The 23,234-nt window shown below is 67.5% G+C and carries 22 protein-coding genes; 10 read left to right on the top strand and 12 right to left on the bottom strand.

Annotated elements, in window-relative coordinates:
- The 7 genes from FFS72_RS04720 to FFS72_RS04690 form a co-directional block, all read right to left on the bottom strand.
- Positions 1-1,053: an MCE family protein gene (locus FFS72_RS04720; protein ID WP_137872867.1), complete on the bottom strand. Its 1,053-nt coding sequence runs from the start codon at positions 1,051-1,053 to the stop codon at positions 1-3.
- A complete protein-coding gene (locus FFS72_RS04715) occupies positions 1,050-2,075 on the bottom strand; it encodes an MCE family protein (protein ID WP_137872866.1) in 1,026 nt (341 codons plus the stop codon). The genes FFS72_RS04720 and FFS72_RS04715 overlap by 4 nt, the downstream gene beginning before the upstream one ends.
- A complete protein-coding gene (locus FFS72_RS04710) occupies positions 2,075-3,253 on the bottom strand; it encodes an MCE family protein (protein WP_137872865.1) in 1,179 nt (392 codons plus the stop codon). The genes FFS72_RS04715 and FFS72_RS04710 overlap by 1 nt, the downstream gene beginning before the upstream one ends.
- 4 nt (positions 3,254-3,257) lie before the next feature.
- On the bottom strand, positions 3,258-4,109 hold the full coding sequence (locus FFS72_RS04705) for an MlaE family ABC transporter permease (RefSeq protein WP_050066395.1): 852 nt from the start codon (positions 4,107-4,109) through the stop codon (positions 3,258-3,260).
- Positions 4,110-4,113: 4 nt separating this feature from the next.
- Positions 4,114-4,878: an MlaE family ABC transporter permease gene (locus tag FFS72_RS04700; RefSeq protein WP_050066394.1), complete on the bottom strand. Its 765-nt coding sequence runs from the start codon at positions 4,876-4,878 to the stop codon at positions 4,114-4,116.
- A 597-nt stretch (positions 4,879-5,475) separates the two neighbouring features.
- The gene (locus FFS72_RS04695; RefSeq protein WP_502704081.1) at positions 5,476-6,381 is read right to left on the bottom strand and encodes a 3-oxoacyl-ACP reductase; all 906 of its coding nucleotides are present in this window, start codon (positions 6,379-6,381) and stop codon (positions 5,476-5,478) included.
- 120 nt (positions 6,382-6,501) lie between these two features.
- A complete protein-coding gene (locus tag FFS72_RS04690; RefSeq protein WP_137872863.1) occupies positions 6,502-6,696 on the bottom strand; it encodes a ferredoxin in 195 nt (64 codons plus the stop codon).
- Positions 6,697-6,939: 243 nt separating this feature from the next.
- On the opposite strand from FFS72_RS04690, the gene FFS72_RS04685 reads away from it, so the two are divergent.
- The 3 genes from FFS72_RS04685 to FFS72_RS04675 all read left to right on the top strand — a co-directional run bounded on the left by FFS72_RS04685 (position 6,940) and on the right by FFS72_RS04675 (position 11,059).
- A complete protein-coding gene (locus FFS72_RS04685; protein WP_137872862.1) occupies positions 6,940-8,115 on the top strand; it encodes an acyl-CoA dehydrogenase family protein in 1,176 nt (391 codons plus the stop codon).
- A gap of 60 nt (positions 8,116-8,175) precedes the next feature.
- A complete protein-coding gene (locus FFS72_RS04680; RefSeq protein ID WP_137872861.1) occupies positions 8,176-9,288 on the top strand; it encodes an acyl-CoA dehydrogenase family protein in 1,113 nt (370 codons plus the stop codon).
- Between the two features lie 148 nt (positions 9,289-9,436).
- The gene (locus tag FFS72_RS04675; RefSeq protein ID WP_137872860.1) at positions 9,437-11,059 is read left to right on the top strand and encodes a long-chain-fatty-acid--CoA ligase; all 1,623 of its coding nucleotides are present in this window, start codon (positions 9,437-9,439) and stop codon (positions 11,057-11,059) included.
- A 7-nt stretch (positions 11,060-11,066) separates the two neighbouring features.
- On the opposite strand, the gene FFS72_RS04670 is transcribed toward FFS72_RS04675, so the two are convergent.
- The 3 genes from FFS72_RS04670 to FFS72_RS04660 form a co-directional block, all read right to left on the bottom strand.
- Positions 11,067-12,467 carry an NAD(P)-binding protein gene (locus tag FFS72_RS04670; RefSeq protein ID WP_137872859.1) on the bottom strand — a complete coding sequence of 467 codons (1,401 nt, stop codon included), beginning with the start codon at positions 12,465-12,467 and terminating at the stop codon, positions 11,067-11,069.
- A gap of 120 nt (positions 12,468-12,587) precedes the next feature.
- Complete coding sequence (locus tag FFS72_RS04665) at positions 12,588-13,703, bottom strand: NAD(P)H-dependent flavin oxidoreductase (protein WP_050066389.1); 1,116 nt, start codon at positions 13,701-13,703, stop codon at positions 12,588-12,590.
- A complete protein-coding gene (locus FFS72_RS04660) occupies positions 13,703-15,364 on the bottom strand; it encodes an acyl-CoA synthetase (RefSeq protein ID WP_137872858.1) in 1,662 nt (553 codons plus the stop codon). The genes FFS72_RS04665 and FFS72_RS04660 overlap by 1 nt, the downstream gene beginning before the upstream one ends.
- 80 nt (positions 15,365-15,444) lie before the next feature.
- On the opposite strand from FFS72_RS04660, the gene FFS72_RS04655 reads away from it, so the two are divergent.
- Together FFS72_RS04655 and FFS72_RS04650 are read left to right on the top strand one after the other, a co-directional pair.
- Positions 15,445-16,269, top strand: a complete 825-nt coding sequence (locus FFS72_RS04655) for a crotonase/enoyl-CoA hydratase family protein (RefSeq protein ID WP_050066387.1) — start codon at positions 15,445-15,447, stop codon at positions 16,267-16,269.
- A 91-nt stretch (positions 16,270-16,360) separates the two neighbouring features.
- Positions 16,361-16,810, top strand: coding sequence for a PPOX class F420-dependent oxidoreductase (locus tag FFS72_RS04650; RefSeq protein WP_137872857.1), 450 nt, complete (start codon positions 16,361-16,363; stop codon positions 16,808-16,810).
- Between the two features lie 14 nt (positions 16,811-16,824).
- Here the strand turns inward: FFS72_RS04650 and FFS72_RS04645 are convergent, their stop codons facing one another.
- A complete protein-coding gene (locus FFS72_RS04645; RefSeq protein WP_137872856.1) occupies positions 16,825-17,478 on the bottom strand; it encodes a superoxide dismutase family protein in 654 nt (217 codons plus the stop codon).
- Between the two features lie 58 nt (positions 17,479-17,536).
- Complete coding sequence (locus FFS72_RS04640) at positions 17,537-18,577, bottom strand: LLM class F420-dependent oxidoreductase (RefSeq protein WP_137872855.1); 1,041 nt, start codon at positions 18,575-18,577, stop codon at positions 17,537-17,539.
- Positions 18,578-18,683: 106 nt separating this feature from the next.
- Between FFS72_RS04640 and FFS72_RS04635 the strand changes: the two genes are divergently transcribed.
- The 5 genes from FFS72_RS04635 to FFS72_RS04615 are packed head-to-tail and all read left to right on the top strand — an operon-like array spanning position 18,684 to position 23,200.
- Positions 18,684-19,634: a Zn-ribbon domain-containing OB-fold protein gene (locus FFS72_RS04635; protein WP_502704080.1), complete on the top strand. Its 951-nt coding sequence runs from the start codon at positions 18,684-18,686 to the stop codon at positions 19,632-19,634.
- Positions 19,635-19,648: 14 nt separating this feature from the next.
- A complete protein-coding gene (locus tag FFS72_RS04630; RefSeq protein WP_137872853.1) occupies positions 19,649-20,713 on the top strand; it encodes a thiolase family protein in 1,065 nt (354 codons plus the stop codon).
- A gap of 1 nt (position 20,714) precedes the next feature.
- Positions 20,715-21,890: a thiolase family protein gene (locus FFS72_RS04625; RefSeq protein WP_050066383.1), complete on the top strand. Its 1,176-nt coding sequence runs from the start codon at positions 20,715-20,717 to the stop codon at positions 21,888-21,890.
- 10 nt (positions 21,891-21,900) lie between these two features.
- On the top strand, positions 21,901-22,764 hold the full coding sequence (locus FFS72_RS04620; RefSeq protein ID WP_137872852.1) for a TIGR03619 family F420-dependent LLM class oxidoreductase: 864 nt from the start codon (positions 21,901-21,903) through the stop codon (positions 22,762-22,764).
- Between the two features lie 7 nt (positions 22,765-22,771).
- Positions 22,772-23,200: a nuclear transport factor 2 family protein gene (locus FFS72_RS04615; RefSeq protein WP_050066381.1), complete on the top strand. Its 429-nt coding sequence runs from the start codon at positions 22,772-22,774 to the stop codon at positions 23,198-23,200.
- Positions 23,201-23,234: the final 34 nt, after the last annotated feature.

Here is a 23,234-nt window from a genome sequence, read left to right as displayed (position 1 = left end):
TCACCGGTTCGGGTCCTTGAGCTCGGCCTTGAGAGGGGGAAACTGCTGGAGGTCCTGCGGCACGTGCTCGGGCCACACCAGCTGGTCGACGAGCGTCTGCGACACCGCGCCGAGCTGGAAGTTCGCGACATACGCCATGAAGAACGGGCCGCTGCTGACGGCCTCGCCGAGCGCGGTGGCGTACGGGGCGAGCCCGTCGAGACCGCGACTGATGTTGTCCTTGTTGCGCTGCAGGATCTCGACGGTCGCGTTGAGCTGGTCGAGCGTCGGCTTCATCTGCTCCTCGTTGTCCTGGACCAGCCCGGTCAGCTGGCGGGACACCGCCGAGATGTTCGTGATGAGCTCACTGATCGCGTTGCGGCGGCGATCCAGTTCGCCGAGCAGCTGGTTGCCGTCGACGACGAGCGAGTTGATCTGGTCGCTGCGCTCGGCCAGGATGCCCGTCACGCTCTCGGCCCGCTTGAGCAGGTCCGTGAGCGACTCGTCGCGTGCGTTGATGCTCGCGGACAGCCTGCTGGCACCGTCGAGTGCCGCCCGCAGTTCGGGGGGCGTGTCGGCGAGGGTGTCGGATGCCGCGTTCAACGCGTCGTTGAGCTGCTGGGTGTCCAGATCCGACACCGACGTCGTCAGGTCGCCGAGGGCGTCGTTGAGAGAGTACGGAGAGTTGGTGCGTTCCAACGGGATCGCACTGCCGACCGACATGACCTCCGACCCCTCCGGGGTCACCTCCAGCGACTTGCGACCGAGGATGGTGTTGGTCTTGATGTCGGCGCGGGTGCTGTCACCGAGTTGGATGTTCTCGTCCATCGCGAACGTGACCTGCACGTCGGTGCCGTCCAGTTCGACCTTCTCCACCTTGCCGACGTTGACGCCCGCGACGGTGACGTAGTCGCCGGTGAGCAGGCCGCCCGCGTCCGCGAAGTACGCCTGGTAGCGGACACCACCCGCGATGAAGGGCAGCTTGTCGTACTGGAGACCGGCCAAGATGAGTGCGACCGCGACAACGAGGCCGATGACGCCGATCTGCACGGGATTCCGTTCGGGCTTGCTCATCGGAATGCACACCTCCCTGTCGTCTGCGTCGGGGTCGTCGGCAGTTCCACGTGCATTTCCTTGCCGTCGGGGCCGCTGAACTTGAACTTCACCGAGCATGTGTAGAACTGGAACATGCTGCCGTACGCACCCGTTCGGATCAGCGTGCGGTAGGCCTCGGGCAGGCGCTCGAGCACCCAGTCGATCTGGTCCTGACCGTCGACGAGCTGGGTTGCCACCTTGTTCGCCTCGGCGATCGTGGCCTGCAGGTCGGGTCGCACACCTTGCAGCAGCGACGCGAGATCACCTGTAGCGGTCGCGATCTCGGGGATCGCGGCGCCGATCGGATCCGTGTCCTGCGCGAGGCCGCTGACCAGCTGCTGCAACTGATCGATCGTCGTCGAGAACTGCTCACCACTGTTGTCGATCGTGGTCAGCGTCGTGTTCAGGTTGTTGATGACGTCGCCGATCAGCTGATCCCGGTCGGCGAGCGCCGACGTGAACGAGCTGGTGTTCCCCAGCAGCGAGACCAGAGTCCCACCCTGACCCTGTAGCACTTGGAGCAGCGAACCGGTCAGGTCGTTGACCTGATCGGCGCTCAGCCCCTTCAGCAGCGGCTTGAAGCCACCGAGCAGCAGGTCGAGATCGAGTGCGGGAGAGGTCTGCGACTCCGGGAGGGTGCCGCCGGCCTCGAGGGTGTCGGACGAACCCTCACCCTCGAGGAGCTCCAGATACCGGTCTCCGACAAGGTTCTCGTATCGCACCGTCGCGCGCGTGTTCTGCAGCAGCGAGTACTTGGAGTCGACGTCGAAGCTCACCTCGGCGAGGTTGTCGCTGCCGACCTCGACACTGCCGACCGAGCCGACCGGAACACCGGCGATACGCACCTTGTCTCCGGACTTCAACCCGGAGGCGCTGGTGAACTCCGCGTGGTACCCGTCGCTGGAGCTGAACCGGACTTGACTGAACACCACCGCGAGACCGGCGAAGATCAGTGCCATCACCGTGGCGAAGGCCAGCAGCTTGATCGTGGTCGGCCGCATCAGTTCCCTCCCTGCGGTGCGACGCCTGCGTACAGCCACTGGAACATCTTCGGCACGTTCAGTGACGCCTCCGTGGTCGGCTGGTAGGGCACGGTCCCGGTGTCGGCGACGACGAACGGTGCGTGACCGTCCTTCTTCGGGTCGAAGGTGGGCAGCCCCCAGCAGTTCGGTCCGCCGCTGGCATTCACCTTGGGCAGGTCCTTCGGGTAGGTGTACGGCTCCGCGCCCGGAAGGAAGCTGGCGCTCAACGCGACGCCGGGCTGATTACCACCCATGATCCGCTCCGCGATCGGACGAACGTTGTTCAGACCCACGATCAGGCACGCGACGCTCGGCGAGTACTCCGCCACCAGGGACGTCGTCGGGACGAGCAGCGACAGCGACTCGGTCAGGTTCGCCTCGTTCTCGGTCAGCACCTGGTTGGCGGTGTTCGCGAGTCCCGTCACGTTCATCAGCAGCGCGTTCAGGTTGTCCTGCTCATCGACGATGGCGCCGCTGGTGGCGGTCGCGTTGTCGAGCAGCGTCATCAGGTCCGGCGTGACGTCCGCGAAGGTGTTGCTGACCGTGGCCGCCGCCGCAAGATCCTGCTGCAGCTGCGGGAGCGTCGGATTCATCGTCTTCAGGTACGAGTCGGTCTCCGCGAGCAACTCGCCGAGTTCGTCACCGCGCCCGTTGAGAGCCGAGGAGATGGCACCGAGGGTGGCGTTGAGCTTCTCCGGCTCGATCTGCTGCAGCAGGGTCGACAGATTCTGGAACAGCGTGTTGAACTCCACGGTCACCGACGTGGCCGCGATGTCCGTGCCGGGCGCCAGCGACTGCGACGACGGCTTCTCCGGCACCACGAAGTTCACGTACTTCGCGCCGAACACGGTGGTGGACTTGATCTCCACCGTCGAGTTCGACGGAATCAGGTGCATCTGGGACGGATCCATGTCGAGGTGCAGGACGGCCTGGCCGTCGACCTCGTCGATGGATCCGACCCGGCCCACCTCGACGCCGCGGAGCTTGACCTTCGCCTGCGGGTCCATCACCAGACCCGCGCGGTCCGCGGTGACGGTGACGGGCTCGGAGTCCTTGAAGGTGCCCGCGAACAGGGTCAGTGCAAAAGCGACGACGGCGACGAGGCTGCCGACGAGCAGCAGCGCCGCGAGCTTCTTCTTCCATGTGGAATCGGTCATCGGCCTATCCCGAGAGGTTGAAGTTGCCGGACCCGCCGTAGACGGCGAGCGAGATGAGCAGGGTGACGGTCACGACCGCGATCAGCGACGTACGCACCGCGTTGCCGACGGCAACGCCGACTCCGACCGGGCCGCCGCTGGCGTTGTAGCCGTAGTAGGTGTGGATCAGCATGACCGCGATCCCCATGACGATGGCCTGCGCGAACGACCACAGAATGTCCGTCGGCATCAGGAACGTCGAGAAATAGTGGTCGTAGACGCCGGGCGACTGCCCGTTCAGCACCACGGTGGCAAAGCGACTGGCCATGAACGACGTGACGACGGCAAGCGAGTACAGCGGGATGATCGCAATCATCCCGGCCATCACCCGGGTGCTGACGAGGTAGGGAATGGACGGGATCGCCATCACCTCGAGGGCGTCGATCTCCTCGGACACCCGCATCGCACCCAACTGGGCGGTGGAACCGGCACCGATGGTGGCGGCCAGGCCGATGCCCGCGATCACCGGTGCGGCGATGCGGACGTTGATGAACGCGGCGAAGAAGCCGGTGAGGGCCTCGATGCCGATGTTGCCGAGTGAGCTGTAGCCCTGCACGGCGATCACGGCGCCGGAGAACAGCGTCAGGAAGGCGACGATGATGACGGTGCCGCCGATGACGGCGAGGGCGCCGGTGCCCATGCTGATCTCGGCGATGAGCCGGATCGTCTCCTTGCGGTAGTGGATGAGCGACCGCGGCGCCCACACCAGTGCCCGCCAGAAGAAGAGCGCCTGCTCACCGATGCTGTCGATGCTTGTCGACATGCCGTGGAGGCGACGCCGAGTGCCCCGGAACTTTCCGGTCAGTGCGAATGCCATTGCGTCACCCCGCCGTCAGCTTGATACCGACGGCGGTCACGAGGACGTTCACGACGAACAACGCCATGAAGGCGAAGACGACGGTTTGGTTCACGGCGTCTCCCACGCTCTTGGCACCGCCCCTCACGTTGAGGCCGAGGTAGCACGCCACCAGGCCGGCGATCATTCCGAAAAGTCCGGCCTTGAGCTGCGAGAGCATGAGCTCCCCGAATCCGGTGAGCAGCGTGATTCCGTTGACGAAGGCTCCGGGATTGACGTCCTGCAGCAGTACCGAGAACGCGAAGCCACCGACGATGCCGATGGTGCTGACGAGTCCGTTGAGCAGGAGCGCGATCACGGTGGAGGCCAGGACACGCGGTACGACCAACCGCTGGATCGGGTCGATGCCGAGTACGCGCATCGCGTCGATCTCTTCGCGAATGGTTCGGGCCGCGAGGTCGGCGCAGATGGCGGTGGCGCCTGCGCCCGCGACGATGAGCACAGTCACCATCGGGCCGATCTGGGTGACGGAGCCGAGCGCGGCGCCCGCACCGGACAGGTCTGCGGCACCGATCTCGCGCAGCAGGATGTTGAGCGTGAAGGTCACCAGGACGGTGAACGGGATCGCGACGAGCACTGTCGGCACCATCGAGACCCGCGCGACGAACCAGGCCTGGTCGACGAACTCGCGACCCTGGAACGGTGGCCGCACCATCGCGCGGAACACTTCCGCGGTCATCTGGAAGAAACCACCGACTGCCCGAAGAGGCACGGCAAGGAGGTCGTTCATCGCACCTCCTCCTCGAATGTCGTGGGCGTGGCGCGGTTCGCGCACGCGGCGTTAGGGGAGACGTGTAGATTCCCCCCGGAGTCTGTGATCCAGGTCATATTAATTAGAACACGTTCACCTGTCAAAGAAGTTGGCCGCCTCGGTTGTTTTCCCAGGTAGAGGTGCCGAGACCCGCGAAGTGCCGAGCCTCGGAAGGAGATGTGTTCATCGGGGTCGCCCGAAACGGGCCCGACCCGGTCGGCCTCGCGTCGATGTCGACGAGCCCGAGCACGGCACCGAGGTATTCCACTCGCCGACGAATCCTCGAACGACTCACGTTGCCTGCCTTCGCCTTTCGACGGGTCGAGGGATGACGGAACCGGATCGACCGAAGTGGACGACAGGACGGGAGCACCGGCTCACGCCTCCGGACGACAGCCTCCCCGACGGTTCATTGCCAGGGGACATCTCGAGCAGATGCTCACGCCCGAATCGGAACCGCTCGGCACATCATGGCCGGTCAGACCCCGCGGCGGAGCAGATTCGAGCAGATTACTTCTCAGTGCGAAAGAAATGCGCAGCCGCGCGCCGGGGGTCTGACGACCCCCGGTCGACGCGTCAGCCCAGCGACTTCACGGCCTCGGAGGCCGAGAACATCCGGCCGGGATCGCGGCCGTCGAAGTATCCGCCGAGCGACTCGGCCAGGCCCGCCGCGCTCCACTCGGCACCGGGTGCGTCGAACCGCTGCTCGACAACGGGTGCCGCCATGAGCGCCACCATCGGTCCGTACACGATGAAGACCTGACCGTTGATCGACTCGGCAGCAGGCGAGGCCAGGTACGAGACGAGGTTGACGACGTGCTCGGGAGAGAGCGGATCGACGACACCTTCCGGTGCGTCACCGAAGACGTTCTCCGTCATCGCGGTCCGCGCTCGCGGGCAGATGGCGTTGGCGCGGACGCCGTACCGCTCCAGTCCGCGCGCCGCGGACAGCGTCAGCGCGGTGATGCCGGCCTTGGCCGCACCGTAGTTGGGCTGTCCGGCCGGGCCGAGAAGCCCGGCTTCGGACGAGGTGTTGATCAGCCGGCCGTAGACCGGCGCACCCGAGGCCTTGGACTCGGCGCGCCAGTGCACGGCGGCGTTGCGGCACAACAGGAAATGGCCGCGGAGGTGAACCTTGAGTACGAGATCCCAGTCCTCGTCGGACATCGAGAACAGCATCTTGTCGCGAACGATGCCCGCGTTGTTGACGACGATGTCGACGCCACCCAGTTCCTGGGCGGCGGCCATCAGCGCGTCCGCGGTCGAACGCTCACCGATGTCTCCGGGGACGAAGACTCCCTTGCCGCCGAGCGCCTGGATCTCGTCCAGGAGTTCGTCCGCCTGCGTTCCGGCGGTGAGATCGTTGACGACGACGTTCGCGCCGGACCGGACGAGGCCGAGTGCCTCGGCCTTGCCGAGCCCCGACGCGCCGCCGGTGACGATCGCAACCTTGCCGTCCAGAGCCACTTCGCGACTAGCCAATCTCACCACTGCCTTCGTGAATAGATGCGGAACAGGCGACGAGGTTCCCCCGAACACCCGTCCCGTTCGTGACGGCTGTCACCTTAGAACGTGTTCTCGTTTGCGGCAAGGGAGCAGGTGTCAGGGTTCGAGGGTGAGTGCAGCCCTCGGGCACTGCGCGACGGCTTCCTTCATCAGCGCGAGGGTCTCCGGGTCGTCGCCGACGGGCTGCGTGACGATCAAGTTCTCGTCATCGTCGATGTCGAAGTTGTCGGGCGCGATACCCACACACACGCCGTTGGCCTCGCAACGGTCAAAATCGACCTTGACCTCCATTGATGAACCTCTTCTCTACGGGAATTCGACTGTCGTCCGCCGGTCGCGCTGGGCTGTGCGCCCGGCTGGATCCACCATAAGGCTAGAACCTGTTCCACTCCTGTGCAATGATGCGAAAAACCCGCCGTGACGGGCCGAAAGTCCCACCGTCGCCGGCCGCTCCACTGGAACGTGCATGCCGCGGTTGTCGCCCACTAGAACTTGTGTCAGGCCGGAACCCCGAGTCGGACCGGAGAGGGATCGATGCACATCACTTACACCGCGGAGCAGCAGAAGCTGCGGGAGGAACTGCGCGCGTACTTCGCGAAGCTGATCACTCCCGAGCGCCGCGAAGCGCTCGCCGCACAGACCGGTGAGTACGGATCGGGCACCGTCTACCGCGATGTCGTGCGCGAGATGGGCCGCGACGGGTGGCTCACCCTCGGCTGGCCCAAGGAATTCGGCGGACAGGAGCGGCCCGCGCTCGACCAGCTGATCTTCACCGACGAAGCCGCGATCGCAGGCGCTCCGGTGCCGTTCCTCACGATCAACTCCGTCGCGCCGACGATCATGCACTACGGCTCCGAGGAGCAGAAGAAGTTCTTCCTGCCCAAGATCTCGTCGGGCGAGCTGCACTTCTCCATCGGCTACTCCGAGCCCGGCGCGGGCACCGACCTCGCCAGCCTGCGGACCACCGCGGTCAAGGACGGCGACGACTACGTCATCAACGGCCAGAAGATGTGGACGAGCCTCATCGCGTACGCGGACTACGTGTGGCTCGCCGTGCGCACCGACCAGTCCGCCAAGAAGCACAAGGGCATCAGCATGCTGATCGTCCCGACCACGGCCGAGGGCTTCTCCTACACGCCCGTGCACACGATGGCGGGCCCCGACACCAGCGCCACCTATTACCAGGACGTCCGCGTCCCGTCGTCCGCTCTGGTCGGCGAGGAGAACGGCGGCTGGGCGTTGATGACCAACCAGCTCAACCACGAGCGTGTCGCTCTGGTCTCGGCCGCCCCGATCCAGGGCGCGCTGCGCGACACGATCGAGTGGGCGCAGAACACCAAGATGGCCGACGGTCGACGCGTCATCGACCAGGAGTGGGTGCAGATCAACCTCGCCCGAGTGCACTCGAAGGTCGAGTACCTCAAGCTGCTGAACTGGGAGGTCGCCTCCGCGGACGCCCCGAGCAAGGGCGACGCGTCCGCGTGCAAGGTCTTCGGCACCGAGTTCGCCACCGAGGCGTACCGGCTGCTCATGGAGGTCCTCGGCCCGCTGGCGTACCTGCGGCAGGACTCGAAGGGCTCGGTCCTGCGGGGCCGCGTCGAGCGGATGCACCGGTCCTCGCTGATCCTCACCTTCGGTGGCGGCACCAACGAGGTGCAGCGCGACATCCTCGCCATGACCGCGCTGGGACAGCCGCCCGCACGGCGCTGACGTCGGCCGAGTGCTGACGTCCCCTCCCCCATACCTGGACTGCACCCCGAAGGAATCATCGTGGACTTCACTCCCACCGAGGCCCAACAGGACCTCGAACAACTCACTCGGAGCATCGCCGAGAAGCTCACCACCAACGACCGGCTGCGGGAACTGGACGCCGCCGAGGACCGTTTCGACGACAAGCTCTGGCAGGCCCTCGCCGACGCCGGCGTCCTCGCGGCTGCCCTGCCGGAGTCGGTCGGCGGCGGCGGATTCGGAATCCTCGAGCAGTGCACCGTGCTCCGCGAGATCGGTCGCCCCGTCTCCCCCGTGCCCTACCTCAGCTCGATCGTGCTGGCGGCCTCGGCGCTCGCCGAATTCGGCGACGACGCACAGCGTGATCTCGCTCGGCGGGCAGGCGAGGGCAGCGCGATCCTGACCGTCGCGCTCGCCGAGGAACTGAACAACGATCCGGCGCAGCCGGTCACGCGCGCCGACCGCAGCGGCGACGGCTGGGCGATCACCGGCACCAAGATCACCGTCCCAGTTGCGACCCTCGCGGAGGCGATCCTCGTGCCCGCCACGACCCCCGAGGGTGTCGCGGTGTTCGTCGTCGATCCGTCGGCGGCGGGCGTCCAGATCGACCGGCAGTCCACCACGGACTACAGCGCCGAGGCGATCGTCGAGCTGTCGGGCGTCGTCACCACCCAGGTGCTCGGCGGCATCTCGCGCGGCTCCGAGGTCGTGGGCTGGATCCTCGACCGCGCCGCGGTCGGGCTGGCGGCCCTGCAGCTCGGAACCCTGGAGCGAGCACTGGAACTGGTCGCCGAGTACGCCCGCGAGCGGGTGCAGTTCGACCGTCCGATCGGCAGCTTCCAGGCCGTCGCGCAGCGCCTCGCCGACGCGTTCATCGACGTCAAGGGTGTGCGGTCCACGCTGTGGCAGGCCGCGTGGCGTCTGAGCGAGAACCTGCCCGCCGAGGCGGAGATCCGGACCGCGAAGTTCTGGGCGGCGGACGCGGGCCACCGCGTCTCACACACCGTGATCCACGTGCACGGCGGCGTCGGCCTCGATCGCGACCACCCGGTGCACCGGTACTTCCTGGCCGCCAAGCACAACGAGTTCGCGCTCGGCTCGGCGACCGAGCAGCTCCGTCGTCTCGGGCAGTCGCTCGCCGACGTTCCTGCCTGATCTTCACCCCCCCCGGAATGCCCGGCCCCCTGTGGGGCCGGGCGTTCTCGTCGTTGGAGGGGTCGACCTCACCCTGCAGAACCGACCGGCGTCCCACTCGCTGCGACCGCCCCTGGTCGACGTGTGACGGGCCACCTAGACTGCGCACATGAGCATCTCCACGCCCACGGTCGCCGATCTCCTGATGCGCCTGCGTGGCACGGAATCGAACGGAATCCTGTTCGAGGACACCAGGACTCCGTGGTCCGAGCACGTCGACCTCGCCGTCGACCTGGCCGCCGCGATCGGCACGCTGCTGGATCCGGCGCGGCCGTCGCACGTCGCCGTGCTCCTCGACAATGTTCCCGAGTTCTCACTGCTGCTCAGCGCGAGCGCCATCGGCGGCACCGTGCTCGCCGGACTGAACACGACGCGCCGCGGCGCCGCCCTCGCGGGTGACGTCGCCCGCGCGGACTGCCAGCTGCTGGTCACCGACTCCGAGAAGGTCGCGCTACTCGACGGACTCGACCTCGACGGCGTCCGCATCCTGCTGGTCGACTCCGACGAGTGGCACGATCTGCTCGCCGACCATCGCGGAAGCGCAGCGCCGGACCGCACACCGTCCCCCGACGACCTGTTCATGCTGATCTTCACCTCCGGTACGAGCGGCGACCCGAAGGCCGTCCGCGTCACCCACAAGATGGTCGCGGGGCCGGGCGTCATGCTCGCGGAGCGCTTCGGCCTGACCGACGCCGACACGGCCTACGCGTCGATGCCGATGTTCCACTCCGGCGCCGTGATGGCGTGCTGGGCCGTTGCACTCGCCGCAGGCGCGAATTTCGCTCTGCGGCGAAAGTTCTCGGCGTCCGGGTTCATGCCGGACGTGCGACGGTTCGGCGTCACCTACGCACACTATGTCGGCAAGCCGCTCGCCTACGTCCTCGCGACCCCGGAGCGTGACGACGACGCCGACAACCCGCTCAAGGTCCTGTACGGCAACGAGGGATCACCGTCCGGGATCGCGGAGTTCGCCCGACGGTTCGACGTCCGGGTGGTCGACGGATTCGGTTCCACCGAGGGCGGCGTGCTCATCCCCCGGGCACCCGGCACCCCGCCCGGTGCCCTCGGGCTGCTCCCCGCGGGCATCTCCGTCCTCGATCCCGATACCGGAGCTCCCTGCCCCACCGCGGAATTCGACGAATCCGGGCACATTCTCAACGCCGACAAGGCCACCGGGGAACTGGTGAACACCGCCGGCACCGGCAGCTTCGCGGGCTACTACAACAATCCCGAAGCGGAAGCCGAACGGGTGCGTGACGGCCAGTACTGGAGCGGCGATCTGGGCTATGTCGACGCCGACGGCTACGTGTACTTCGCGGGTCGCAGTTCGGGATGGATGCGGGTCGACGGCGAGAACCTGGGCACCTCCCCGATCGAGAACATCGTGTCCCGGCACCCGCACGTCGTCGAGGTCGCGGCGTACGCGGTGCCCGATCCGCAGGTCGGCGACCGCGTCGCCGTCGCGCTGGTCACCTCGGACGGGTTCGACATCGACGAGTTCGCCGGATTCCTCTCGCAGGCGCCGGATCTCGGACCCAAGCAGGTTCCGAGCTTCGTCCGGGTGACCGAGGACCTGCCGAAGACCGCGACGTACAAGGTGCTGGGCCGCTCGCTCAGCGCGCAGCGGTGGAACTCCGACGATCCCACCTGGTTCCGGGCGTCGGGTTCGGCGTCCTTCGTCCCGGTCACGGGCGAGCTCGCCTCCCGGCTGAACGCCGAACTCGACCGCTGACGAGGGGCTACCCGGTCGCCTGCGCTTCGGAGAAGAGCGCCATCAGCCTGGCCACTCCGGGGCGCACGCACTCGACGAAGCGGCCCACCGCATCCCGAACCGCGGGCTCGTCACGGTGTTCACCGACGCCGCGCTGATGGTTCAAACGCGACCGTTCGAGCCACTCCGCGATGTCCGGCTCCTTCGACCAGGACCGCTCCGCCGCCATCTCGGTGAGTCTCCCTCGAACCCAGTCGAGCGGGACGTCCGGCATCCGGTTCGCCGGGCACAGCCGGTTCTTCTCGTCGGCGCCGCGTCCCGAGGCCTCCACGTAGCCGACGAACGCCGCGTTGAACGGGATCAATCCGGAACGGATGGGTTGCAGCGTGATTCGATTCGGAGCGAAGATCGGCACGGCAGGCGCCGGATTCAGGCCCGACGCGGCGCAGTGCACGTAGAGGTCGTCGGCGTCCGCGGAAACGGCGCCTTCGTCGAGCACGATGGAGCGTGACTCGACACGTTGCACGTGACCGAGCCGGACCACGTCCTCGATCCTGCGGAGCTCGTCGATCTCGGCGGTGCTGCTCGTGGGCATCTTGAACATCGTGGGCGTGGCGCGCTCGTCGACCCGCAACAGAATCCGACTCTCCTCGAGGCGGCGGAAGAGGTCTGCGAGCGAGGCGGCATTCGCTGCGGCCTGCATCTGCCGCGCACCGCCCTCCACGAGGTTCCCGACGAGATCGTCGCCCTGCACGAAATACCGATTCAGGAGCCAGGATTCGCGGGGTTTGACCCACCGGATCCGCTCCGGTTCCACCCCGACCCCGAGCAGCCATACGCAGGCGTCCATCGCCGTCTTGCCCGCGCCGACGATCACGTACCGAGGCGGCGGCTCCGACACCGCCGAGAGCTCGCCCACGGGGATGCAGCGCACCCCGGCCTCGATGACGAACGGAGGCGGGGACGTGGCGGGTACCGAGGGCGACAGGTACCTGGCGTCGACCACGGCCCTGCGGACCGTCACGTCGTACCGATCGCCCGTCACGAGCGAGACGAACGCGTTGTCGCCGTCGTACTCGCACATCGGGTGGTACCGGACCGCGCCGGACGGAAGCAGGTGGGAGTGCATGACTCGGTCGAAGTAGCCGCAGATCTCGGCGCCGGTCGCCCGCTCGTACATGCCCGCGTTCAGCCCGTCGGCGTCGATGGTGCCGCCGCCGAGCGGCAGTGAGTTCACGCCGTAGTACGACGACGGCTGGTGCAGCCGGACGAACGGGTACGCGTCGTTCCAGTGCCCGCCCGGAGCGTGCCTGCGGTCCACCACGATCACGTCGGCGGAACTGTCCGCGGCCACCGCGTCCGTGAACGCCATCCCTGCCGCGCCTGCTCCGATGACGAGGTAGTCGGTATCGAGGGTGTGCGTCGCCATGATGCTCGCCTCCGGTGAAACCATCCCACCGGGCACACGGCCATGTCCAGTACACACAGGTCAGGGCCGGGCACGACTGCTCGTGCCCGGCCCTGCCGGTGTGGCCCTACGGTGCTGGTGTCAGCCTTCGAGCTTGTTCAGCCGTGCGACCGTCGCCTCGAACTCGGCGACCAGGTCGGCCATCGTGTCCGCGACGGGACGGATCTCGTTCATCCGTCCGACGATCTGGCCCGCGGGCATCGCAACGACCTCGGGGTTCTCGGCGGCGGCGATCCGCTGGTGCGCCTCCGCGACGAGGATGTTCTGCAGTGGCATCGGCAGTGCCGACGGGGCGCCGGGCGCGGACCAGGCCTCGGTCCACTTCGTCTTGAGCAACCGGGCCGGCTTGCCGGAGTAGATCCGGGACCGGACGGTGTCGCTCGACGTCGCGGCGAGCAGCGCCCGCTGTGTCGCCGACGTGCCGTCGGCAGCGCTGCCGAGCCGGTACTCGGCGGCGGTCAGCCAGTACGAGCCCATCCACACGCCCTGTGCACCGAGCGCCATCGCGGCGGCGACCTGACGGCCGCTGCCGATGCCACCGGCGGCGATGACCGTCGCGGAATCACCGACCGCGTCGACGATTTCGGGAACCAGAACCATCGACGCGATCTCGCCGGTGTGGCCGCCTGCCTCGTAGCCCTGCGCGATGACGATGTCGACACCGTTCTCGACGTGGCTCAGGGCGTGGCCCACGGCGCCTGCCAACGCAGCCACCGGGACGCCGTGCCCGTGCGCCTCGTCGATGACGTCCTTCGGCGGGGAGCCGAGGGCGTTCGCGATCAGCGCCGGACGGTGCTTGAACGCGACGTCGAGCTGCGCGCGGGCCACCGAGTGCAGCCACCCGAGCACGCCGGTGGCGTGCTCGACGTCGTCCGACAGCGGCGGCACACCGAGCTCGGCGAGCGTGCGGTCGACGAACGCGCGGTGCTCCGCCGGGATCAGCTTGTCCAGGTCCACCGCCGTGCCCTCGGTGGGGATCTTGGCGGGCATCACGACGTCGACGCCGTACGGCTTGCCGTCGGTGTTCTCGTCCATCCAGTTCAGGACGGCGTCCAGTTCGTCCGCGTCGTTGAACCGGACGCACCCGAGCACGCCCAACCCGCCGGCCCGCGAGACCGCAGCGGCCACGTGCTCGGACGGGGTGAACGCGAAGATCGGGTACTTGATGCCGAATTTCTCGGCGAGAGCGTTGTGCATCAGGAGTTTCCGTTGCCGTTCGTGTAGTGATCGTCCGCGTCGCGGGCCTCGGTCTGCTGCTTCGCCCACTTGTAGTCGGGCTTGCCCGCGGGAGAACGCTTGATCTCGTCGACGAACCAGACGCTGCGCGGCACCTTGTAGCCGGCGATCTCCTTGCGGGACGCCGCGACGATGTCGTTCATGCTCGGGCGGGCGCCGTCACGCGTCGCGACGACGGCCGCGACCCGCTGACCGAACCGATCGTCCGGAACGCCGACGACGAGCACGTCGAAGACGTCGGGATGCGTCTTGACGGCACCCTCGACCTCCTCCGGGTAGATCTTCTCGCCGCCGCTGTTGATGGAGACGGAGCCGCGGCCGAGCATGGTGACAGTGCCGTCCGCCTCGACCGAGGCGTAGTCGCCGGGGATCGAGTAGCGAACGCCGTTGTACGTCTTGAACGTTGCCGCAGTCTTCTCCTCGTCCTTGTAGTAGCCGAGGGGGATGTGGCCGTGGCGGGCCAGCAGGCCGACCTTGTCGGAGCCGGGCTCGATCCGGTTGCCGTCGTCGTCGAGGACGACGGTCGCGGCGTCGATCTTCACGCGCGGGCCGCCCGTGTGGGTGGCGCCCTTGGTGACGGTGCTCAGGCCGCCGAAGCCGGTCTCGGAGGAGCCGATGGAGTCGGTGATGTAGCGGTTCGGCAGCAGGTCGAGGAACTCGTCCTTGAGGGCCGGGGAGAACAGCGCGGCGCTCGACGCCATCACGTACAGGCTGGTGAGGTCGTAGGGCTCACCGGTCGCCGGGTTGCCTGCCTTCAGCGCGTCCAGCATCGGGCGAGCCATCGCGTCACCGGTGATGAAGATGAGGTTGACCTTGTGCTTGTCGATGACCTGCCAGACCTCGTGGCCGTCGAACTCGGGGTGCATGACCAGGGTGCCGCCGCCGAAGAGGCTGTGGAACACCGCGGACTGCGAGCCGCCGTGAATCATCGGCGGGATCGGGAAACGCACCATCGCGGGGCTGGCGGCACCGACCTTCGCGAGCTCCCACTCGTCCTCGACGCGCTCACCCGTGACGAAGTTGACGCCGCCGCCGAGCACGCGCCACCAGTCCTCGTGACGCCACATGACGCCCTTCGGCATACCCGTGGTGCCGCCGGTGTAGAGCATGAAGATGTCGTCGGGGCTGCGCTCGCCGAAGTCGCGGTCGGGCGATCCCTGCGCCAGCGCCGCCTCGTACTCGGCCCACTCGACCGAGCCGCCGGAGGCGTACTCCAGGTCGGTGCCGTCCTCGACGACGACGACGGCCTTGACCAGGGGCGTGTTCGGCAGCACGTTGGCCACCTTGTCGACGTACCGGCGCTCGACGACGAGCGCGGCCATGTCCGAGTTCTCGAAGATGTACTGCAACTCGTTCTCGACATAGCGGTAGTTGACGTTGACCATCACCGCACGCGCCTTGAACACCGCGACCATGGCCTCGATGGCCTCGATGGTGTTGCGTGAGTAGATGCCGACCTTGTCGCCCGGCTGGACCCCCTGACTCTGCAGGTAGTGGGCCAAACGGTTGGTCCGCTCCTCCAGCTGTGCATAGGTGATCTCGCGGTCGCTGTCCACGAGCGCGACACGCTCGGGATTCAGATCGATGGAGTGCTCGACAAAGTCTGCGATATGAAGGGCCACGTCGTTCAAAGTAGAACGTGTTACCGTTCTTCGCAAGAGTCAGTTTGAGACCCAGTTCACACCGTAATCGGGAGCAGCCAGTGTCCTCCACCACAGCCGAAATTTCCGACGTTTCGGACAAGTCCGCGCACTGCCTCGTCGAGAAGCGCGGCCACGTCCTCATCATCACGATGAACCGCCCGGAGGCACGCAACGCCCTCTCGAGCGAAATGATGGCGATCATGGTGCAGGCCTGGGACCAGGTCGACAACGATCCCGACATCCGCGTCGCGATCCTCACCGGCGCAGGCGGAACGTTCTGCGCGGGCATGGACCTCAAGGCGATGAACAAGAACGCACCCGGCGACGCGTTCGCCAAGGGCAGCCTCGACCCGGTCAAGTTGCCCGCACTGCTCAAGGGCCGCCGCCTCACCAAGCCGCTGATCGCGGCCGTCGAGGGCGCAGCCATCGCAGGCGGCACGGAAATCCTGCAGGGCACCGACATTCGCGTCGCCGCGGAGAACGCCCGGTTCGGCGTCTCCGAGGCCAAGCTCGGCCTGTTCCCCCTCGGCGGTTCGGCGGTCCGGCTCGTCCGTCAGATCCCGTACACCGTCGCCGCCGACATCCTGCTCACCGGCCGCACCGTGCCGGCACCCGAGGCCAAGGAACTGGGCCTCATCGGCTACGTCGTTCCCGAGGGCGAGGCGCTGACCAAGGCCCTGGAGATCGCCGAGCGCATCGCCGCCAACGGCCCGGTCGCGGTCCAGGCCATCCTCAAGACCATCCGCGTCACCGAGGGCATGCACGAGGAAGAAGCCTTCAAGCTCGAGGCGAAGATCGGCGCCGAGGTGTTCAAGAGTGCCGACGCCAAGGAAGGCCCCCGCTCCTTCGCGGAGAAGCGCGCCCCGAACTTCCAGGGCAAGTAGACCGACCCGATCGGCCCGCACCCCACACCGGCGGTGCGGGCCGATTTCGTTTCCGGGGAACATCATCCGGCGCTGCGGGGTTGTCAGCGACATGACCGACACCGACCCTCGGCTACTGGACCTCGTCGCCACACACACCCGCGGCGTCCTCGCGACGATCAGACGCGACGGCAGACCGCAGCTGTCCAACGTGATCTACGCCTGGGATCCCGATACCGGAACCGCTCGAGTGTCGGTCACCGCCGAGCGGGCCAAGACCCGCAACGCGGCCCGCGACCCCCGCGTCTCACTGCAGGTCAGCGCCGACGACTTCTGGTCGTACGCGGTGGTGGACGGCGACGCCGAACTCGGCGCGGTCGCGGCCGACCCCCACGACGAGGCGGCAGACGAACTGGTCGCGGTGTATCGCGCCGCGGGCGGCGGCGAGCACTCGGACTGGGAGGCGTTCCGCCGGGCGATGGTCACCGAGCGCCGGCGGGTGCTGCGCATCCACGCCACCCGCGTGTACGGCATGGCCGAGCTGCCGCCACCGTCGGCCTGACGGACCCGACCGAGTCAGAAGCCCTCGTCGAGACAGGCCAGTCGGGCGCCGGCCATACCTGCCTCGCCCGGTCCGGTCATCGTGTGCTTCTCATGAAGCACAACGGAGTTGGCTTCGTCCGGCCGGAACGTCCAGTCGACCGTCGTCGTCGCCTCGGCACTTCCGCCGGCATCGGTGGTGATGTCGAGCCAGACCTCGTTCTCGGGATTCGCGTAGGCCAGGTCCGACGACGGCGCCTCGTCGGACGCTGCCGGGTCCGTCACGTTCTGGTAGTGCGGCCCGGAGTCGGCCGGATCCGACCCACAGCGTCGCGTGTGGACGTGGACGCCGAAGTCTCGATTCGGCGCGAGTCCACGGGCGCTGAACGTCACCGTCGTGCGCCCGCCCTCCTCGTCCGCTGCGACGTTGACGGTGGCCCCCACCGGTACCGCCGTCTCGTCGTAGGTGAAGGCGTCGTCCTCCCCTGCCGCATCCTCGGGAGATCGGAACACATATCCGCTGGCTCCGGGAATCTCCGGAGGCAGCAGCGTCGTCGTCCCGTCGAGAATCGACGTCGGCGGCGCCTCCACCGTTTCCGGGCCGTGGGTCGATCCGTCGTCGCTGCACCCGGCGGCAACGAGAACCAGCAGGGACGCGCCCGCGATCAGATGTACGCGTCGTGAGTTCATGATCCGACGAGTGCCCACGGGCCGGCGGGCCCAAACCACGAGCCCGTGGGCCGTCGAATCAGGCGGGGTTGACGGCGTCGACGAGCTGGTGCATGTGCTCGACGTCGCGGCAGGTGACGAGGAGCATCGTCACGCCTGCCGCCTCCCATTCCTTCACCTGATCGCGGACCTCGTCGCGGGTGCCGATGATCATGGTGTCGGTGACCATCTGGTCCGGCACCATCGCGACGGCTTCCTCCTTGCGGCCCGACAGGAACAGCTTCTGGATCTCCTTGACCTCCGCGCCGTAGCCCATGCGGGTGTAGACCTGCGCGTGGAAGTTCAGTTCCGCGGCACCCATGCCACCGACGTAGAGCGCGGTGATGGGCTTGAGCCGGGCGATCTCCGCGGCGCGATCGTCGGTGATGACGACCTGGCAGGTGGCGGCGATCTCGAAGTCCTCGCGACTGCGGCGGGCACCGGGACGGGCGAAGCCCTCGTCGAGCCACTCGTTGTACATGTCGGCCAGGCGAGGCGTGTAGTAGATGGCGAGCCAGCCGTCGGCGATCTCGGCGGTCAGAGCCACGTTCTTCGGGCCTTCGGCGCCGAGCCAGATCGGCAGGTCCGCGCGCAGCGGGTGGGTGATGGGCTTGAGCGGCTTGCCCAGTCCCATCCCGTCCTCACCACGGTAGGGCAGCGGGTAGTGCGGGCCGTCGTTGGTCACGGCCCCCTCGCGGGCGAGCACCTTCCGGATGACCGACACGTATTCGCGGGTGCGCGCGAGCGGCTTCGGGAACGGCTGGCCGTACCAGCCCTCGACGACCTGCGGCCCGGAGACACCGAGACCCAGGATCGCGCGGCCACCGGACAGGTGGTCGAGGGTCAGCGCATGCATCGCGGCATTGGTCGGCGTGCGGCCGGACAGCTGCGCGACGGAAGTGCCGAGTCGGACCCGCTCGGTGCTCGACCCCCACCAGGCGAGCGGGGTGAACGCGTCGTTGCCCCAGGATTCGGCGGAGAACACGGCGTCGAAGCCACTGCGGTCGGCTTCTGTAACAAGTTCCTGCGCGTTGGCCGGGGGCTGTGCGCCCCAGTACCCAAGTTGCAACCCCAGCTTCATTTGCGTGCCTCCGTGTTTTCCCATTTCCACCGCGCTGCAGCAGTGACTCTTGCCACAGTAATAAGAACCTGTTCTACTCGATTCCGTGACCCCTGAAAAGACCCAAGTGGCCGAGCAGCCCCTGAGGGCACCACTTAATCTCAAATTCGACTACACGCGGTCCGTGGGACCGACCATCGGTGCCTTCGTCACCGGCCTCCGCGACCGCAAGGTCGTTGGCGCCCGGGGCTCCGACGGTCGCGTACACGTGCCGCCGCCGGAGTTCGATCCCACCACCCACGAGCCGATGACCGACTTCGTCGACGTCTCGGACACCGGCACGGTCGTCAGCTGGACGTGGATGCCCGACCCGATCGAGGGTCAGCCGCTGAGTCACCCGTTCGCGTGGGCGCTGGTCAAGCTGGACGGCGCCGACACGTCGATCCTGCACGCCGTCGACGCCGAATCGGCGGACGCGATGAGCACCGGCATGCGCGTGCGGGTCCGCTGGGCCGACGAGCGCACCGGGCACATCCGCGACATCGCGTGCTTCGAACCCGGCGAGAGCGAGTCGACCCCGGCGCCGGTCGCCGGCGAGCCCGTCACCGACATCGTCACCCCGATCGACCTGCACTACACGCACACCGCCTCGTTCGAGGAGACCTACTACCTGCGTGGCCTCATGGAGGGCAAGATCATCGGTGGGCGCACCGACGCCAACGGCAAGGTGTACGTGCCTCCGCGCGGCGCGAACCCCACCGACGGCATGCCGACCAAGGAGCAGGTCGAGGTGTCCGACAAGGGCACCATCACCACGTTCTGCATCGTGAACGTGCCGTTCATGGGCCAGCAGATCAAGCCGCCGTACGTCGCGGCCTACGTCCTGCTCGACGGCGCCGACATCCCGTTCCTGCATCTGATCCTCGAAGTCGACCCCGCCGAGGTGCGGATGGGTCTGCGGGTCGAGGCCGTCTGGCGGCCGAAGGAGGAGTGGGTGTACTCACTCCGGAACGTCTCCCACTTCCGCCCGAGCGGTGAGCCGGACGCGGACTACGACACCTACAAGCACCACCTCTAGGAGCCGAAAAGACCATGACAGACATTGCAGTCGTCGGCTTCGCACAGGCCCCCCATGTGCGCGAGACAACCGGCACCACCAACGGTGTCGAGATGCTCGTCCCCTGCTTCCAACAGTTGTACGCGGAGCTCGGAATCACCAAGTCCGACATCGGTTTCTGGTGCTCGGGTTCCTCCGACTACCTGGCCGGCCGCTCGTTCTCGTTCATCTCCGCGATCGACTCGATCGGGGCCGTGCCTCCGATCAACGAGTCGCACGTCGAGATGGACGCCGCCTGGGCGCTGTACGAGGCCTGGGTCAAGATCATGACCGGCGAGGTCGACACCGCCCTCGTGTACGGATTCGGCAAGTCGTCCGCGGGCAACCTCCGGCAGATCCTCGCGATGCAGACCGACCCGTACCTGGTCGCCCCGCTGTGGCCGGACTCCGTCTCGATGGCAGGCCTGCAGGCCCGGCTCGGACTCGACGCCGGCAAGTGGACCGCCGAGGACATGGCGAAGATCGCGCAGCGCAGCCGCGCCGCCGCCAAGGACAACCCGAACGCGCAGCTCTCCGGCGACGTCGACATCGACGCACTGCTGGCATCCGACTACATCGCCGACCCGCTGCGCGCGCACGACTGCGCGCCGATCACCGACGGTGCGGCCGCGATCATCCTGGCCCGTGGCGACCGTGCCCGCGAGTTGTGCGAGCGACCGGCATGGATCACCGGGTTCGAGCACCGCATCGACTCCCCCACCCTCGGGTCGCGCGACCTGACGGTGTCCCCGTCCACCGCCGCCGCCGCTCGCGCCGCGACCGGTGGTGACGTTTCGAACATCGACGTCGCCGAGCTGCACGCGCCGTTCACGCACCAGGAGATCATTCTCCGAGAGGCGATCGGCCTGACCGACGCCACCACCATCAACCCGTCGGGTGGCCCGCTCACCGGCAACCCGATGTTCTCCGGCGGCCTCGAGCGCATCGGCTACGCCGCACAGAAGATCATGAGCGGTGACGCACAGCGCGTCCTCGCCCACGCCACCAGTGGCCCTGTGCTGCAGCAGAACCTGGTCGCCGTCATGGAAGGACGCAACTGATATGGCCCCGCAACTCGCCGCGGTCCTCGGCACCGGCCAGACGTACTACGTCGCCAAGCGTCACGACGTGACGATGGCGGGCATGATCCGCGAGGCGGTCGACCGCGCGATGGCCGACGCCCGCGTCGGCTGGGACGACATCGACGCCATCGTCATCGGCAAGGCCCCCGACCTGTTCGAGGGGTCGATGATGCCGGAGCTCGCGATGTCGGATGCATTGGGCGCCAACGGCAAGCCGCTGCTGCGCGTCCACACCGCCGGCTCGGTCGGTGCCTCGACCGGCAACGTCGCCGCCAGCCTGGTGAAGTCCGGCGTGCACAAGCGGGTGCTCGCTGTCTCGTGGGAGAAGCAGTCCGAGTCCAACGCCATGTGGGCGCTGTCCACGCCGGTGCCGTTCACGATGCCGGTCGGCGCGGGTGCGGGCGGGTTCTTCGCCCCGCACGTGCGCTCGTACATCCGCCGCTCGGGCGCACCCGATCACATCGGCGCGATGGTGGCCGTCAAGGATCGCCGCAACGGTGCACTGAACCCGTACGCACACCTCAAGCAGGCCGACATCACCGTCGAGTCCGTGATGGAGTCCCAGATGCTGTGGGACCCCATCCGTTTCGACGAGACCTGCCCGTCCTCGGACGGCGCCTGCGCCATCGTGATCGGCAACGAGGACGCGGCGAAGGCTGTCGAGGCCGACGGCCGCAAGGTGGCGTGGATCCATGCGACCGCGATGCGCACCGAACCGCTGGCGTACGCCGGCCGCAACGTTGCAAACCCGCAGGCCGGCCGCGATGCCGCGGCCGCACTGTGGAAGGCCGCAGGCATCACCGATCCGCTCACCGAGATCGACGAGGCCGAGATCTACGTGCCGTTCTCGTGGTTCGAGCCGATGTGGCTGGAGAACCTCGGATTCGTGGCCGAGGGCGAGGGCTGGAAGTTCACGGAGGCAGGCGAGACCGCGATCGGCGGGCGGATGCCGGTCAACGCGTCGGGCGGCGTGCTCTCGTCGAACCCGATCGGTGCATCCGGCATGATCCGGTACGCCGAGTCGGCGATGCAGGTGATGGAACGCGCCGGTGACCACCAGGTCGACGGCGCGCGCAAGGCCTTCGGCCACGCGTACGGCGGTGGCTCGCAGTACTTCGCGATGTGGGTGGTCGGCTCCGACCGCCCGACCAACTAGGAGGCGCGCCGTGAAGTTCACCGTCGGAATCGCGATGAGTCCGCTCGAGCAGCTGGTGCCGCTCGCGCAGACCGCAGAGGAGTGCGGGTTCGCGAACATCGCCCTGCCGGACTCCCTGTTCTTCATGGAGACCGCGGCAGCGGACTACCCGTACACGCCGGACGGATCCCGGATGTGGAACGCCGAGACCCCGTGGGTTGACCCGCTGATCGCCGCCACGGCGATGGGCACGGCCACCTCGACGATCGGCTTCTACACCAACGTCCTCAAGCTGGGTTCCCGTAATCCGCTGCTGCTCGCCCGCCAGGTCGGGTCGGTTGCGAACCTGACGCAGGGCCGCTTCGGGTTCGGCGTCGGGATCGGCTGGGCACCCGAGGAATTCGAGTGGTGCGGCGTCCCCTTCAAGAAGCGGGGCGCCCGCGTCGACGAGATGATCGAGGTCATCAAGCTGGTTCTCGACGGCGGGATGGTCGAGTTCCACGGCGAGTTCTACGATTTCGACCGGCTTCAGATGAGCCCGGCACCGAAGTCGCCGGTGCCGTTCTACGTCGGTGGGCACACGGAGGTCGCGCTCAAGCGTGCGGCCCGGGTCGGCGACGGCTGGACGTCGGCGATGATGAAGTTCAAGGATCTGGCGGCGACCAAGGTTCGCCTGGACGAACTCCGTGCCGAATACGGCAGGGAGAACGAGCCGTTCGAGATCCAGGCCGTGTGCATCGACCGTTTCGGCAAGGACGGCTACGCCGAACTCGCCGACGCGGGCGTCACCGACACCATCGTGGTGCCGTGGTTGTTCGACGGTGTCGCCTTCGACGGACCGCTCGAAGCCAAGCAGGACTCGCTGCGCAAGTTCGCCGCCGAGAACATCGGATAGGAGCATCATGACCGAGACCACGACCAGCCAGACCGACCACCCGGCCCTGATCGCCTCGCGCGCATCGCAGTCCGCGGCGAGCGGCAAGCGCAAGGAAGAGTGGCTGAACCTGTTCGCCGAGGACGGCTGGGTCGAGGACCCGGTCGGCCCTTCGGGTTTCGATCCCGAGGGCAAGGGACACCACGGCCGCGAGGCGATCTCGAAGTTCTACGACATGACGATCGCCAACACGGACTCGCTCGAGTTCATCATCGACGACCAGCTCCAGTGCGGACAGGAGGTCGTGAACATCGGCCGGATCCGCACGGTGATGGCGGGTGCGCAGATCGACGCCGAGGGCGTGTTCGTGTACCGCGTCAACGACGAGGGCAAGCTGCAGTCGCTGCGCGCCTTCTGGGAGGTCGAACGGGCCATGAAGACACTCGTCAAGCTCTGACCCTGACACAGAGAAGGGCCGCACCGAGAAATCG

Origin of the sequence: Rhodococcus sp. Q (assembly GCF_005503035.1) — a bacterium.
In the GTDB taxonomy this organism is placed as follows: domain Bacteria; phylum Actinomycetota; class Actinomycetes; order Mycobacteriales; family Mycobacteriaceae; genus Rhodococcus_G.
Note: the sequence above shows the minus strand (reverse complement) of the source record. Positions and strands in the feature narration are given on the sequence as shown.

Coding starts and splice junctions, on each gene's coding strand:
- FFS72_RS04720 (WP_137872867.1), bottom strand. CDS start 1,053: ATGAGCAAGCCCGAACGGAATCCCGTGCAGATCGGCGTCATCGGCCTC.
- FFS72_RS04715 (WP_137872866.1), bottom strand. CDS start 2,075: ATGCGGCCGACCACGATCAAGCTGCTGGCCTTCGCCACGGTGATGGCA.
- FFS72_RS04710 (WP_137872865.1), bottom strand. CDS start 3,253: ATGACCGATTCCACATGGAAGAAGAAGCTCGCGGCGCTGCTGCTCGTC.
- FFS72_RS04705 (WP_050066395.1), bottom strand. CDS start 4,109: ATGGCATTCGCACTGACCGGAAAGTTCCGGGGCACTCGGCGTCGCCTC.
- FFS72_RS04700 (WP_050066394.1), bottom strand. CDS start 4,878: ATGAACGACCTCCTTGCCGTGCCTCTTCGGGCAGTCGGTGGTTTCTTC.
- FFS72_RS04690 (WP_137872863.1), bottom strand. CDS start 6,696: ATGGAGGTCAAGGTCGATTTTGACCGTTGCGAGGCCAACGGCGTGTGT.
- FFS72_RS04685 (WP_137872862.1), top strand. CDS start 6,940: ATGCACATCACTTACACCGCGGAGCAGCAGAAGCTGCGGGAGGAACTG.
- FFS72_RS04675 (WP_137872860.1), top strand. CDS start 9,437: ATGAGCATCTCCACGCCCACGGTCGCCGATCTCCTGATGCGCCTGCGT.
- FFS72_RS04670 (WP_137872859.1), bottom strand. CDS start 12,467: ATGGCGACGCACACCCTCGATACCGACTACCTCGTCATCGGAGCAGGC.
- FFS72_RS04665 (WP_050066389.1), bottom strand. CDS start 13,703: ATGCACAACGCTCTCGCCGAGAAATTCGGCATCAAGTACCCGATCTTC.
- FFS72_RS04650 (WP_137872857.1), top strand. CDS start 16,361: ATGACCGACACCGACCCTCGGCTACTGGACCTCGTCGCCACACACACC.
- FFS72_RS04645 (WP_137872856.1), bottom strand. CDS start 17,478: ATGAACTCACGACGCGTACATCTGATCGCGGGCGCGTCCCTGCTGGTT.
- FFS72_RS04640 (WP_137872855.1), bottom strand. CDS start 18,577: ATGAAGCTGGGGTTGCAACTTGGGTACTGGGGCGCACAGCCCCCGGCC.
- FFS72_RS04630 (WP_137872853.1), top strand. CDS start 19,649: ATGACAGACATTGCAGTCGTCGGCTTCGCACAGGCCCCCCATGTGCGC.
- FFS72_RS04625 (WP_050066383.1), top strand. CDS start 20,715: ATGGCCCCGCAACTCGCCGCGGTCCTCGGCACCGGCCAGACGTACTAC.
- FFS72_RS04615 (WP_050066381.1), top strand. CDS start 22,772: ATGACCGAGACCACGACCAGCCAGACCGACCACCCGGCCCTGATCGCC.